This is a genomic window from Streptomyces sp. NPDC006610 (assembly GCF_040611575.1).
In the GTDB taxonomy this organism is placed as follows: domain Bacteria; phylum Actinomycetota; class Actinomycetes; order Streptomycetales; family Streptomycetaceae; genus Streptomyces.
The window spans coordinates 279,911-293,809 of sequence record NZ_JBEXOP010000002.1; the positions used below are offsets into that span (position 1 = coordinate 279,911).

Below are 13,899 nucleotides of genomic sequence, written 5' to 3' on the forward strand. Positions count from 1 at the left end.
TTCCCCGCGGGGCCTGCCACGCCAGGGCCGGGCGCCGCTGAGGGTCCACGACCCGGGCGGCCGACGCCGCGGAAGCCGCGGTCCAGGAGGCGGGATGCGGCCCGCCCTCGCCCCGGCCACCCAGGGCCGGCACCGAACATCGGGCGCACCGGCCGCGCGCGAGGCCGCCGATCCGGGAGCGCCCGGCGGCGCGGCCCCCGTGGTGCGACCGGTAGCCTTGCCGCCCGTGTACTCCACCCTCGTCTGGATCCTCGTCGGGCTCGCGGCGGTCGGGCTGTATCTCAGCTGGACCGCCGGGCGGCTCGACCGGCTGCATGCCCGGATCGACGCCGCGCGGGCCGCGCTCGACGCGCAACTGCTGCGGCGGGCTTCCGTGGCGCAGGAACTGGCCACCTCCGGGGTGCTGGATCCGGCCGCGTCGATCGTGCTGTACGAGGCCGCCCACGCGGCGCGGCAGGCCGAGGAGGAGCAGCGGGAGGTCGCCGAGAGCGAGCTGAGCCAGGCGCTGCGGGCCGTCTTCGCCGACGCGCCGCAGGTCGAGGCCGTGCGCGCGGCTCCCGGCGGTGAGGAGGCGGCGCGGGAGCTGACGGAGGCCGTACGCCGGGTGCCGATGGCGCGGCGGTTCCACAACGACGCCGTGGGCGCGGCCCGGCGGCTGCGCCAGCACCGCAAGGTGCGCTGGTTCCGGCTGGCCGGTCACGCCCCCTTCCCGCTGGCCTTCGAGATGGACGACGAGCCGCCGGCGGCTCTGGTCGACCGGACCTGAGACCACCGGAGGAGTCCCCCGAAAAGAGTCCACAGGGTGTCCATTGGCCCTTGCTGTGGACTGCTGTGTTCACGTTTCCTCGATCGGGCAGCAACCTTCTTTCCACCGAGTGAGGTCAACCCGTGTCCAGCACCCAGAACCAGGCTCCCGAGACCGGCACCGCCCGTGTGAAGCGCGGCATGGCCGAGCAGCTCAAGGGGGGCGTGATCATGGACGTCGTCACCCCGGAGCAGGCCAAGATCGCCGAGGACGCGGGCGCCGTCGCCGTCATGGCCCTGGAGCGCGTGCCGGCCGACATCCGCAAGGACGGCGGCGTGGCCCGCATGTCCGACCCGGACATGATCGAGGGCATCATCGACGCCGTCTCGATCCCGGTCATGGCCAAGTCCCGCATCGGCCACTTCGTGGAGGCCCAGGTCCTGCAGTCCCTCGGCGTCGACTACATCGACGAGTCCGAGGTCCTCACCCCCGCCGACGAGGTCAACCACTCCGACAAGTGGGCCTTCACCACCCCGTTCGTCTGCGGCGCCACCAACCTCGGCGAGGCCCTGCGCCGCATCGCCGAGGGCGCGGCCATGATCCGCTCCAAGGGCGAGGCCGGCACCGGCAACGTCGTCGAGGCCGTCCGCCACCTGCGCCAGATCAAGAACGAGATCGCCCGCCTGCGCGGCTACGACAACAACGAGCTGTACGCCGCCGCCAAGGAGCTGCGCGCCCCCTACGAGCTGGTCAAGGAGGTCGCCGAGCTGGGCAAGCTCCCCGTGGTGCTGTTCTCCGCCGGCGGCGTCGCCACCCCGGCCGACGCGGCCCTGATGCGCCAGCTCGGCGCCGAGGGCGTCTTCGTCGGCTCCGGCATCTTCAAGTCCGGCGACCCGGCCAAGCGCGCCGCCGCCATCGTGAAGGCGACCACCTTCTACGACGACCCGAAGATCATCGCGGACGCGTCCCGCAACCTGGGAGAGGCCATGGTCGGCATCAACTGCGACACCCTCCCCGAGACCGAGCGCTACGCCAACCGCGGCTGGTAGGACGCACCGACATGAGCGACACCCCCGTCATCGGCGTCCTGGCCCTCCAGGGCGACGTCCGGGAGCACCTCGTCGCCCTGGCCGCGGCCGACGCCGTGGCCAGGCCGGTGCGGCGCCCCGAGGAGCTCGCCGGGGTGGACGGCCTGGTCCTGCCCGGCGGCGAGTCCACCACCATCTCCAAGCTGGCCGTCCTGTTCGGCGTGATGGACCCCCTGCGCGCGCGGGTGCGCGACGGCATGCCCGTCTACGGCACCTGCGCCGGCATGATCCTGCTCGCCGACAAGATCCTCGACCCGCGCTCGGGCCAGGAGACCGTCGGCGGCATCGACATGATCGTGCGCCGTAACGCCTTCGGGCGACAGAACGAGTCCTTCGAGGCCGCCCTCGACGTGAAGGGCGTGGCGGGCGATCCTGTGGAGGGCGTCTTCATCCGCGCCCCCTGGGTGGAGTCCGTCGGAGCGGGCGCCGAGGTGCTCGCCGAGCACGACGGCCACATCGTCGCGGTGCGCCAGGGCAACGCGCTGGCGACGTCGTTCCACCCGGAACTGACGGGCGACCACCGCGTCCACGGCCTCTTCGTGGACATGGTGCGCGCAAACCGGGCGGCCGGGGCCTTGTAGGATTCCTGCGTCGTTGCAGAGATGGGTTACGCGAAGGAGACAGGCAGATGTCCGGCCACTCTAAATGGGCCACGACGAAGCACAAGAAGGCCGTGATCGATGCCAAGCGCGGCAAGCTCTTCGCGAAGCTGATCAAGAACATCGAGGTCGCGGCCCGGATGGGCGGTGCGGACCCCGAGGGCAACCCGACGCTGTACGACGCCATCCAGAAGGCCAAGAAGTCGTCGGTTCCGAACAAGAACATCGACTCCGCGGTCAAGCGCGGCGCGGGCCTGGAGGCCGGCGGCGCCGACTACGAGACGATCATGTACGAGGGCTACGGCCCCAACGGCGTCGCGGTGCTCATCGAGTGCCTCACCGACAACCGCAACCGCGCCGCCTCCGAGGTCCGCGTCGCCATGACCCGCAACGGCGGCTCCATGGCCGACCCGGGCTCCGTGTCCTACCTGTTCAACCGCAAGGGCGTGGTGATCGTCCCCAAGGGCGAGCTGACCGAGGACGACGTCCTCGGCGCCGTCCTGGACGCGGGCGCCGAGGAGGTCAACGACCTCGGCGAGACCTTCGAGGTCATCAGCGAGCCCGGTGACCTGGTCGCCGTCCGCACCGCCCTCCAGGACGCGGGCATCGACTACGAGTCCGCCGACGCCAACTTCGTCCCGACCATGCAGGTCGAGCTGGACGAGGAGGGCGCCAAGAAGATCTTCAAGCTGATCGACGCGCTCGAGGACAGCGACGACGTCCAGAACGTCTTCGCCAACTTCGACGTCAGCGACGAGATCATGGAGAAGGTCGACGCGTAACCGCGCGGGCTGAGCACGGCTCAACGGGCCGACGGGACACACCCGTCGGCCCGTCGTCTTGCCGGGCGTTGTCGGTGGCACCCGATAGCCTGCCCAAACAGGAGAGCGAAGGGAGGGGGCGACGTGCGCGTGCTGGGGGTGGACCCGGGGCTGACCCGGTGCGGCGTCGGCGTCGTGGAGGGCGTCGCCGGACGGCCGCTCACCATGCTCGGCGTCGGCGTCGTCCGCACGCCCGCGGACGCCGAACTGGGCGAGCGACTCGTCGCCGTCGAGCAGGGCATCGAACGGTGGCTGGACGAACACCGGCCCGAATTCGTCGCCGTCGAGCGGGTGTTCAGCCAGCACAACGTCCGCACCGTCATGGGCACCGCCCAGGCCAGCGCCGTCGCCATGCTCTGCGCCGCCCGCCGCGGCATCCCCGTCGCCCTGCACACCCCCAGCGAGGTCAAGGCCGCCGTCACCGGCAGCGGCCGCGCCGACAAGGCCCAGGTCGGCGCCATGGTCACCCGCCTGCTGCGACTCGCCGCACCGCCGAAACCCGCCGACGCCGCCGACGCCCTCGCCCTCGCCATCTGCCACATCTGGCGCGCCCCCGCCCACAACCGGCTCCAGCAGGCCGTCGCCCGGCACACGGCCGCCCACCCGATCGCATCGAAAGGCCGTACGGCATGATCGCCTTCGTCAGCGGCACCGTCGCCGCACTCGCCCCCGACGCCGCGGTGATCGAGGTCGGCGGCGTCGGCATGGCCGTCCAGTGCACGCCGAACACCCTCTCCACCCTGCGCACGGGACAGCCCGCCAGGCTGCACACGTCCCTGGTGGTCCGCGAGGACTCGCTCACCCTGTACGGCTTCGCGGACGACGACGAGCGCCAGGTCTTCGAACTGCTCCAGACCGCCAGCGGCGTCGGCCCCCGCCTGGCCCAGGCCATGCTCGCCGTGCACAGCCCCGACGCGCTGCGCCGGGCCGTCGCCACCGCCGACGAGAAGGCGCTCACCGCCGTCCCCGGCATCGGCAAGAAGGGCGCCCAGAAGCTGCTGCTGGAGCTGAAGGACCGCCTCGGCGCCCCCACCGGCGCCCCCGCGGCGGCCGGCGCCGCCCCCACGGGCTGGCGCGACCAGCTGCACGCCGCCCTCATCGGCCTCGGTTACGCCACCCGCGAGGCCGACGAGGCCGTCGCCGCCGTCACCCCCCAGGCCGAGGCCGCCGGGGGCGCGCCCCAGGTGGGCGCGCTGCTCAAGGCCGCGCTGCAGACCCTCAACAGGGCCCGCTGACGCGCCGGCCCGCGCACCGGCGCGCCGGAACGGCCGGAAACCACCCCGGCGAGGGCGCCGCCCAACCCGTACGAACCACCCGACCGCGACCCCGAGGCACACTCCATGAACTGGGACGACACGACCGACAGCACCGCCGACGACCGGCTGGTGGGATCTGTCGCCGACCGTGAGGACCAGGCCGTCGAGGCCGCCCTGCGCCCCAAGGACCTCGGCGAGTTCATCGGCCAGGAGAAGGTTCGCGAGCAGCTCGACCTGGTGCTGCGCGCCGCCCGCGCGCGCGGCGCCACCGCCGACCACGTGCTGCTCTCCGGCGCCCCCGGCCTCGGCAAGACCACCCTCTCGATGATCATCGCCGCCGAGATGGGCGCCCCGATCCGGATCACCTCCGGCCCCGCGATCCAGCACGCCGGCGACCTCGCCGCGATCCTGTCCTCCCTCCAGGAGGGCGAGGTCCTCTTCCTCGACGAGATCCACCGCATGTCCCGGCCCGCCGAGGAGATGCTGTACATGGCGATGGAGGACTTCCGCGTCGACGTCATCGTCGGCAAGGGCCCGGGCGCCACCGCCATCCCCCTCGAACTGCCCCCCTTCACCCTGGTCGGCGCCACCACCCGCGCGGGCCTGCTGCCGCCCCCGCTGCGCGACCGCTTCGGCTTCACCGCGCACATGGAGTTCTACGAACCCGCCGAGCTGGAGCGGGTCGTGCACCGCTCGGCGCACCTGCTCGACGTCGAGATCGACGCCGACGGCGCCGCCGAGATCGCCGGCCGCTCCCGCGGCACACCCCGCATCGCCAACCGCCTGCTGCGCCGCGTCCGGGACTACGCCCAGGTCAAGGCCGACGGGATCATCACCCGCGAGATCGCCGAGGCGGCCCTCGCGGTCTACGAGGTCGACGCCCGCGGGCTCGACCGGCTGGACCGCGCCGTCCTGCACGCCCTGCTCAAGCTGTTCGGCGGCGGCCCGGTCGGCCTGTCCACCCTCGCCGTCGCGGTGGGGGAGGAACGCGAGACCGTCGAGGAGGTCGCCGAACCCTTCCTGGTCCGGGAGGGCCTGCTCGCCCGCACCCCGCGCGGCCGGGTGGCCACCCCCGCGGCATGGGCGCATCTCGGCCTCACTCCGCCCCGCTCCGCGTCCCCGGGAAACGGACAACAGGACCTGTTCGGGGCGTGACGGCCCGGGCATTCGCCCCCGCAGGAACCCCGATGCCATGCTGAGCGTTGTTCCCTGCGCGCGGACTCGCTTAGACTCCGCCGATGCCGCCTCTCCGCGGCGGCAGACACACCCCCAGCCAACAGGCCGCTCACCTGCGCGGTCGTGCGAAGGAAAATCGTCCCGTGAATAGCCTCGTGACCCTCCTCCCGTTCATCGTGCTCATCGGGGCCATGTTCCTGATGACCCGCTCGGCCAAGAAGAAGCAGCAGGCCGCCGTCGACATGCGGAACCAGATGCAGCCCGGTTCCGGCGTCCGCACCATCGGGGGCATGTACGCGACGGTCAAGGAGGTCAACGAGGACACGGTCCTCCTCGACGCCGGCCCGGGCGTCGAACTGCTCTTCGCCAAGAGCTCCATCGGCGCCGTCCTCTCGGACGACGAGTACAACCGCATCGTCCACGGCGTCGAGCACGACCTGAAGTCCGACGCCGACGTGGTCCCGGACGACGCCTCCTCCCTCACCGAGACCGACGAGCAGGCCGCCGCCGACGACACCTCCGTCGACCTTGGCAAGAAGGACGCCGCCGAGGACGCGCCGAAGACGGACGCCCAGCCGAAGAAGACCGACGGCGACACCGACGCGAAGTAGTCATGTCCCGCAGTGCGCCGGCCGGGCTCGAGCGCACCAGGACATGCGCACCCCGCACGGGATCCCCACACCATGTCATGGCCGCCCGCCCGCCGACCCGGCGCCGGGCGGCCCGAGAGGGAGTACGAGAAGGTGGCAGCACCTAAAAAGGGCCGGAGTGCGAGCGCCCAGAGCAAGCCGTGGCGCTCGCTGGCCCTGATCCTGATCGCCATCCTGGCGCTCACCGGCGGCATGTTCGCCTCCGGTCACACCACTCCGCGTCTCGGCATCGACCTGGCCGGTGGTACGAGCATCACGCTCGGCGCGGTCCCCGAGGACGGCAATGAGTCCGCGATCAACCCGACCAACATGAACACGGCCGTCTCCATCATGGAGCGCCGCGTCAACGGTCTCGGCGTCTCGGAAGCAGAGGTCCAGACGCAGGGCGATCGCAACATCATCGTCAACATCCCCAAGGGCACCAACTCCGAGCAGGCACGCGAACAGGTCGGCACCACCGCCAAGCTCTACTTCCGCCCGGTCCTGGCCACCGAGGCCACCGGCGCCCCGGCGACGACCCCCTCGCCCAGCGGCTCGCCCTCGGCGAGCGGCTCCCCGAGCCCGTCCGCCTCGGCGTCCGCCTCCGAGAAGGCCACGCCCTCCGACGACGAGAGCGCGAGCCCCTCGGCCTCCGCGACCACGCAGGGCCGCGCCGTCACCGACGCGCTGAAGGCCGACCCCACCCCGTCCGCGAGCGCCTCGGCGTCCGCGAGCCCCAGCGCCTCCGCGCCGGCCGGGGACGCCGGCAAGGCGAGCAAGGCGGAGTCCCAGTACGCCACCCTCGACTGCAGCAAGCCCGCGGTCCGAGCGGAGGCCGGCGACGGCTCCAAGCCCGAGGAGACCACCGTCGGCTGCGGTGAGATGGACGGCGTCTGGTACAAGTACCTGCTCGGCCCCGCGGCCGTCGACGGCACCGAGGTCGACGACGCCCAGGCCGTCTACGACACCCAGAGCGGCGCCGGCTGGAAGGTCCAGATGGACTTCACCGGCAGCGGTTCCAAGAAGTTCGCCGAGATCACCGGCCAGCTCGCGAAGAACTCCCAGCCGCAGAACCAGTTCGGCATCGTCCTGGACGGCGAGGTCGTCTCCAGCCCGTACGTCAGCCAGTCGATCACCGGCGGCAACGCCGAGATCTCCGGCAGCTTCACCCAGGACGAGGCCCAGAACCTCGCCAACATGCTGTCGTACGGCGCCCTGCCGCTGACCTTCAAGGAGGACAGCGTCACCACGGTGACCGCGGCCCTCGGCGGCGAGCAGCTCGAGGCAGGCCTCATCGCGGGCGCCATCGGCCTCGCGCTGGTCATCGTCTACCTGCTGGTGTACTACCGCGGCCTGTCCTTCATCGCGATCCTGTCGCTGCTGGTCTCCGCCGCGCTCACCTACGTGATCATGTCGCTGCTCGGCCCCGCGATCGGCTTCGCGCTGAACCTGCCGGCCGTCTGCGGCGCCATCGTCGCCATCGGCATCACGGCGGACTCGTTCATCGTGTACTTCGAACGGGTCCGGGACGAGATCCGCGAGGGCCGCTCGCTGCGCCCCGCCGTCGAGCGGGCCTGGCCGCGTGCCCGGCGCACCATCCTGGTCTCCGACTTCGTCTCGTTCCTCGCCGCGGCGGTGCTCTTCATCGTCACCGTCGGCAAGGTGCAGGGCTTCGCGTTCACGCTCGGCCTGACCACCGTCCTCGACGTCGTGGTGGTCTTCCTGTTCACCAAGCCGCTGCTGACGCTGATGGCCCGCCGGAAGTTCTTCGCGAGCGGCCACCCGTGGTCCGGCCTCGACCCGAAGCGCCTGGGCGCCCGCCCGCCGCTGCGCCGCACCCGCCGTCCCGTCGCCCCCGTCGACCCGAAGGAGGCGTGAGATGTCGAAGCTCGGCACGCTCGGCGCCCGACTGCACCGTGGCGAGGTCGGTTACGACTTCGTCGGCAACCGCAAGCTCTGGTACGGCATCTCGATCCTGATCACCATCACGGCCATCGTCGGCCTGGCGGTGCGCGGCCTGAACATGGGCATCGAGTTCCAGGGCGGAGCCGTCTTCACCACCCCGAAGACGTCCGTCTCCGTGTCCCAGGCCGAGGAGTACGCGGAAGAGGCCTCCGGCCACGACGCCATCGTCCAGAAGCTCGGCAACGGCAGCCTGCGCATCCAGATCGCCGGCACCGACACCAGCAAGTCCGACCGGATCAAGGCGGACCTCGCAGAGAACCTCAAGGTCGACGGCGAGAAGATCAACGCCGAACTCGTCGGCCCCAGCTGGGGCGACCAGATCGCCAACAAGGCCTGGCAGGGACTCGGGATCTTCCTGGTCCTGGTGGTGATCTATCTGGCGATCGCCTTCGAGTGGCGGATGGCGCTGGCGGCGTTCGTCGCGCTCATCCACGACATCACCATCACGGTCGGCATCTACGCCCTCGTCGGCTTCGAGGTCACACCGGGCACGGTGATCGGTCTGCTGACAATCCTCGGCTACTCGCTCTACGACACGGTCGTCGTGTTCGACAGCCTCAAGGAACAGACGAAGGACATCGCCAAACAGACCCGCTGGACGTACAGCGACATCGCCAACCGCTCCATCAACAGCACCCTGGTCCGCTCGATCAACACCACGGTGGTCGCGCTGCTGCCGGTGGCGGGCCTGCTGTTCATCGGCGGCGGCGTCCTCGGCGCGGGCATGCTCAACGACATCTCGCTGTCGCTGTTCGTCGGTCTCGCGGCCGGCGCGTACTCCTCGATCTTCATCGCCACGCCGCTCGTCGCGGACCTCAAGGAGCTGGATCCGCAGATGAAGGCCCTGCGCAAGCGGGTCCTCGCCAAGCGCGCCCACTCCGGCGACCAGGGACCGGCCGAGGACGAGCACACCACCGCCGAGCCCTACGACGAGGACGACGAGCCGGGCGACGCCGCCCCGGCGGTGGTCGGCCCCCGCAACCAGCCCGCGTCCCGCACCCGGGGCCGCGGCCGGCCGTCGGGCAAGCGCCGATGACGGACGTCCAGGAACTGCTGCTCAGCCGCATCCGCGACGTTGCCGACTACCCGGAGCCGGGCGTGATGTTCAAGGACATCACCCCGCTCCTGGCGGACCCGGCGGCGTTCACGGCGCTCACGGACGAGCTGGCCGCCGTCGCCGGGCGCACCGGCGCCACCAAGGTCGTCGGTCTGGAGGCCCGGGGCTTCATCCTCGGCGCCCCGGTCGCCATCCGGGCCGGCGTCGGCTTCATTCCCGTGCGCAAGGCGGGCAAGCTCCCCGGCGCCACCCTCCGCCAGGCCTACGACCTGGAGTACGGCTCCGCGGAGATCGAGGTGCACGCCGAGGACCTGAGCGCGGGCGACCGCGTCCTGGTCGTGGACGACGTGCTGGCCACCGGCGGCACCGCCGAGGCGTCCCTCACCCTCGTCCGCCGCGCCGGGGCCGAGGTCGCGGGCGTCGCCGTCCTGATGGAACTGGGCTTCCTGGGCGGGCGCGCCCGCCTCGAACCGGCCCTCGCCGGAGCGCCCCTGGAGGCACTCCTCACCATCTGAGACCCGTAGCCACCACCCGAGGCGGGCCCGGAGGAATCCGGCGCCCGCCTCCGGCGTTCCACCGGGGACGGTCCGCACAGTGGCCTGAAGGCGATCTGGGAGCCCCGGCTCGCTACCATGGGATTTCCGGAGCCTGACCGGGGACCCGGATCGCGCACGAGGAGCCCTCTTGCCAGACGAGGCCCAGCACCTGACCGCCGCCAAGCCCGAGCAGCCCTCGGAGCCCGCGGCGAAGCCCGCGCCGCGCCCGACGAACGACACCCGCGGGACGGCCGGGCACGCCCAGCCCGAGCCCGTCGCGCAGCCCGCCGAGCAGGCCCGCCCCAAGCCCGCGCCGCCAGAGCGCCCCGCGCCCGCGATCCGCCCCGCCGCGACCCCGCAGCCCGCCCGCTCCGGCTCCTCCAACCGCGTGCGCGCCCGTCTCGCCCGCCTCGGCGTCCAGCGCGCCAACCCGTACAACCCGGTTCTGGAGCCGCTGCTGCGCATAGTCCGCAGCAACGACCCCAAGATCGAAACGGCGACATTGCGCCAGATCGAGCGCGCCTACCAGGTCGCCGAACGCTGGCACCGCGGACAGAAGCGCAAGAGCGGCGACCCGTACATCACCCACCCGCTCGCCGTCACCACCATCCTCGCCGAGCTGGGCATGGACCCCGCCACCCTCATGGCGGGCCTGCTGCACGACACCGTCGAGGACACCGAGTACGGCCTGGACGACCTGCGCCGCGACTTCGGCGACGTGGTCGCCCTCCTGGTCGACGGCGTGACCAAACTGGACAAGGTCAAGTTCGGCGAGGCCGCGCAGGCCGAGACGGTGCGCAAGATGGTCGTCGCCATGGCCAAGGACCCGCGCGTCCTGGTCATCAAGCTCGCCGACCGCCTGCACAACATGCGCACCATGCGCTACCTCAAGCGCGAGAAGCAGGAGAAGAAGGCGCGCGAGACCCTGGAGATCTACGCGCCGCTCGCCCACCGCCTGGGCATGAACACCATCAAATGGGAGCTGGAGGACCTCGCCTTCGCGATCCTCTACCCCAAGATGTACGACGAGATCGTCCGCCTCGTCGCCGAGCGCGCCCCCAAGCGCGACGAGTACCTCGCCATAGTCACCGACGAGGTCCAGCAGGACCTGCGGGCGGCCCGCATCAAGGCGACCGTCACCGGCCGCCCCAAGCACTACTACAGCGTCTACCAGAAGATGATCGTCCGCGGCCGGGACTTCGCGGAGATCTACGACCTGGTGGGCATCCGCGTCCTCGTGGACACCGTCCGCGACTGCTACGCGGCCCTGGGCACCGTGCACGCGCGATGGAACCCGGTCCCCGGCCGGTTCAAGGACTACATCGCGATGCCCAAGTTCAACATGTACCAGTCGCTGCACACGACGGTCATCGGCCCCAACGGCAAGCCGGTCGAGCTGCAGATCCGCACCTTCGACATGCACCGCCGCGCCGAGTACGGCATCGCCGCGCACTGGAAGTACAAGCAGGAGGCCGTCGCCGGCGCCTCCAAGGTCCGCACCGACGCCCCGAAGTCGTCCGGCAAGGGCAAGGACGACCACCTCAACGACATGGCGTGGCTGCGGCAGCTGCTGGACTGGCAGAAGGAGACCGAGGACCCGGGCGAGTTCCTCGAGTCCCTGCGCTTCGACCTCTCCCGCAACGAGGTCTTCGTCTTCACGCCCAAGGGCGACGTCATCGCGCTGCCGGCCGGGGCCACCCCGGTCGACTTCGCCTACGCCGTCCACACGGAGGTCGGCCACCGGACCATAGGGGCACGGGTCAACGGCCGTCTGGTGCCGCTGGAGTCCACCCTGGACAACGGCGACCTGGTCGAGGTCTTCACCTCGAAGGCGGCCGGCGCGGGACCGTCGCGGGACTGGCTCGGCTTCGTCAAGTCGCCCCGCGCCCGCAACAAGATCCGCGGCTGGTTCTCCAAGGAGCGCCGGGACGAGGCGATCGAGCAGGGCAAGGACGCCATCGTCCGCGCCATGCGCAAGCAGAACCTGCCGATCCAGCGCATCCTCACCGGCGACTCGCTGGTCACCCTGGCCCACGAGATGCGCTACTCGGACATCTCCGCGCTGTACGCGGCCATCGGCGAGGGTCATGTCTCCGCGCAGAACATCGTGCAGAAGCTCGTCCAGGCCTACGGCGGCGAGGAGGCCGCCACCGAGGAGATCGACGAGAGCGTCCCGCCGGCCCGCGGTCGCCGCAAGCGCCGTTCCAGCAGCGACCCGGGCGTGGTCGTCAAGGGCGTCGACGACGTGTGGGTCAAACTGGCCCGCTGCTGCACCCCCGTCCCCGGCGACCCGATCATCGGCTTCGTCACCCGGGGCAGCGGCGTCTCGGTGCACCGCAGCGACTGCGTCAACGTCGAGTCGCTGTCCCGGGAGCCCGAGCGCATCCTCGACGTCGAGTGGGCGCCCACCCAGTCCTCGGTCTTCCTGGTCGCCATCCAGGTCGAGGCGCTGGACCGCTCCCGCCTGCTGTCGGACGTCACCCGCGTGCTGTCCGACCAGCACGTCAACATCCTCTCCGCGGCCGTCCAGACCTCCCGCGACCGCGTCGCCACCTCCCGCTTCACCTTCGAGATGGGCGACCCCAAGCACCTGGGCCACGTCCTGAAGGCGGTCCGGGGCGTGGAGGGCGTCTACGACGTCTACCGCGTGACGTCGGCGCGCAGCCGGTCGTAGGGGGGCCGCCGCACCCACGAGGGGCAGCGGCCGGACAGCACGAGGAGGGGACAGCACGAGGAAGGGGCTCCCGTACGCGGTACGGGAGCCCCTTCCTCGGTGCGCTGCGTCAGCCGCCGAACTCCTGCAGACCCTTCAGCGCCTGGTCCAGCAGGGCCTGGCGGCCCTCCAGCTCACGCTCGAGCTTCTCCGCCTTCGCGGTGTTGCCCTGGGCGCGCGCCTGCTCGATCTGGCCCTTGAGCTTGTCCACGGCGGCCTGGAGCTGCCCGGTCAGACCCTCGGCACGTGCCCGCGCCTCCGGGTTCGTCCGGCGCCACTCGGCCTCCTCGGCCTCCTGGATCGCCCGCTCCACCGCGTGCATGCGGCCCTCGACCTTCGGCCGGGCGTCGCGCGGCACGTGGCCGATGGCCTCCCAGCGCTCGTTGACCGAGCGGAAGGCGGCCCGCGCGGCCTTCAGGTCCGTGACCGGGAGGATCTTCTCGGCCTCCTCGGCCAGCTCCTCCTTCAGCTTGAGATTCTCGGCCTGCTCCGCGTCCCGCTCGGCGAAGACCGAGCTGCGGGCGGCGAAGAACACGTCCTGGGCGCCGCGGAAACGGTTCCACAGGTCGTCCTCGTGCTCGCGCTGGGCGCGGCCCGCGGCCTTCCACTCGGTCATCAGCTCGCGGTAGCGCGCGGCGGTCGGACCCCAGTCCGTCGAACCGGACAGCGACTCGGCCTCGGCGACCAGCCGCTCCTTGATCCGACGGGCCTCCTCGCGCTGCGCGTCCAGCTGCGCGAAGTGCGCCTTGCGTCGCTTGGAGAACGCCGACCGCGCGTGCGAGAAGCGGTGCCACAGCTCGTCGTCCGACTTGCGGTCGAGCCTCGGCAGCCCCTTCCAGGTGTCCACCAGCGCCCGCAGCCGCTCGCCGGCCGCCCGCCACTGGTCGGACTGCGCCAGCTCCTCCGCCTCGGCGACCAGCGCCTCCTTGGCGTGCCGGGCCTCGTCGGTCTGCTTGGCCCGCTGCGCCTTGCGCTCCTCGCGGCGCGCCTCGACGGTCGCGACGAGCTGGTCCAGCCGGGCCCGCAGCGCGTCCAGATCACCGACCGCGTGGTGCGCGTCGACCTGCTCGCGCAGATGGTCGATGGCGGCCTGCGCGTCCTTCGCGGACAGGTCGGTGGTCTTCACTCGCTTCTCGAGGAGGCCGATCTCGACAACCAGGCCCTCGTACTTGCGCTCGAAGTAGGCCAGCGCCTCGTCAGGAGAGCCGGCCTGCCAGGAACCGACGACCTTCTCGCCGTCGGCCGTACGCACGTACACGGTCCCCGTCTCGTCGACGCGGCCCCACGGGTCGCTGCTCACAGCGCCTCCTCCAC

The 13,899-nt window shown here is 71.6% G+C and carries 13 protein-coding genes; 12 read left to right on the plus strand and 1 reads right to left on the minus strand.

Annotation, left to right across the window (positions count from 1 at the left end):
* Positions 1-226: 226 nt before the first annotated feature.
* From ABZY13_RS03055 to ABZY13_RS03110, 12 genes are all read left to right on the plus strand, one after another.
* Positions 227-766 (plus strand): hypothetical protein, encoded by a 540-nt coding sequence (locus ABZY13_RS03055; RefSeq protein ID WP_356627098.1) that lies wholly within the window; start codon positions 227-229, stop codon positions 764-766.
* Positions 767-888: 122 nt separating this feature from the next.
* Positions 889-1,794, plus strand: coding sequence for a pyridoxal 5'-phosphate synthase lyase subunit PdxS (gene pdxS / locus ABZY13_RS03060; RefSeq protein WP_356627099.1), 906 nt, complete (start codon positions 889-891; stop codon positions 1,792-1,794).
* Between the two features lie 11 nt (positions 1,795-1,805).
* Positions 1,806-2,414: a pyridoxal 5'-phosphate synthase glutaminase subunit PdxT gene (gene pdxT / locus ABZY13_RS03065; protein WP_356627100.1), complete on the plus strand. Its 609-nt coding sequence runs from the start codon at positions 1,806-1,808 to the stop codon at positions 2,412-2,414.
* Between the two features lie 47 nt (positions 2,415-2,461).
* Positions 2,462-3,214, plus strand: a complete 753-nt coding sequence (locus ABZY13_RS03070) for a YebC/PmpR family DNA-binding transcriptional regulator (RefSeq protein WP_356627101.1) — start codon at positions 2,462-2,464, stop codon at positions 3,212-3,214.
* Positions 3,215-3,337: 123 nt separating this feature from the next.
* Positions 3,338-3,886 (plus strand): crossover junction endodeoxyribonuclease RuvC, encoded by a 549-nt coding sequence (gene ruvC, locus ABZY13_RS03075; RefSeq protein ID WP_356627102.1) that lies wholly within the window; start codon positions 3,338-3,340, stop codon positions 3,884-3,886.
* Positions 3,883-4,488, plus strand: a complete 606-nt coding sequence (ruvA, locus tag ABZY13_RS03080; protein WP_356627103.1) for a Holliday junction branch migration protein RuvA — start codon at positions 3,883-3,885, stop codon at positions 4,486-4,488. The genes ruvC and ruvA overlap by 4 nt, the downstream gene beginning before the upstream one ends.
* Positions 4,489-4,593: 105 nt before the next feature.
* On the plus strand, positions 4,594-5,664 hold the full coding sequence (gene ruvB, locus ABZY13_RS03085; RefSeq protein ID WP_356627104.1) for a Holliday junction branch migration DNA helicase RuvB: 1,071 nt from the start codon (positions 4,594-4,596) through the stop codon (positions 5,662-5,664).
* 164 nt (positions 5,665-5,828) lie between these two features.
* Positions 5,829-6,296 carry a preprotein translocase subunit YajC gene (gene yajC, locus ABZY13_RS03090; protein WP_356627105.1) on the plus strand — a complete coding sequence of 156 codons (468 nt, stop codon included), beginning with the start codon at positions 5,829-5,831 and terminating at the stop codon, positions 6,294-6,296.
* Positions 6,297-6,428: 132 nt separating this feature from the next.
* Positions 6,429-8,192: a protein translocase subunit SecD gene (secD, locus tag ABZY13_RS03095; protein WP_356627136.1), complete on the plus strand. Its 1,764-nt coding sequence runs from the start codon at positions 6,429-6,431 to the stop codon at positions 8,190-8,192.
* 1 nt (position 8,193) lies between these two features.
* Positions 8,194-9,315 (plus strand): protein translocase subunit SecF, encoded by a 1,122-nt coding sequence (gene secF, locus ABZY13_RS03100; RefSeq protein ID WP_356627106.1) that lies wholly within the window; start codon positions 8,194-8,196, stop codon positions 9,313-9,315.
* Positions 9,312-9,851 (plus strand): adenine phosphoribosyltransferase, encoded by a 540-nt coding sequence (locus ABZY13_RS03105; RefSeq protein ID WP_356627107.1) that lies wholly within the window; start codon positions 9,312-9,314, stop codon positions 9,849-9,851. The genes secF and ABZY13_RS03105 overlap by 4 nt, the downstream gene beginning before the upstream one ends.
* 169 nt (positions 9,852-10,020) lie before the next feature.
* Positions 10,021-12,546, plus strand: a complete 2,526-nt coding sequence (locus ABZY13_RS03110) for a bifunctional (p)ppGpp synthetase/guanosine-3',5'-bis(diphosphate) 3'-pyrophosphohydrolase (RefSeq protein ID WP_356627108.1) — start codon at positions 10,021-10,023, stop codon at positions 12,544-12,546.
* Between the two features lie 109 nt (positions 12,547-12,655).
* Here the strand turns inward: ABZY13_RS03110 and ABZY13_RS03115 are convergent, their stop codons facing one another.
* The gene (locus tag ABZY13_RS03115) at positions 12,656-13,885 is read right to left on the minus strand and encodes a DUF349 domain-containing protein (protein ID WP_356627109.1); all 1,230 of its coding nucleotides are present in this window, start codon (positions 13,883-13,885) and stop codon (positions 12,656-12,658) included.
* Positions 13,886-13,899 lie beyond the last annotated feature (14 nt).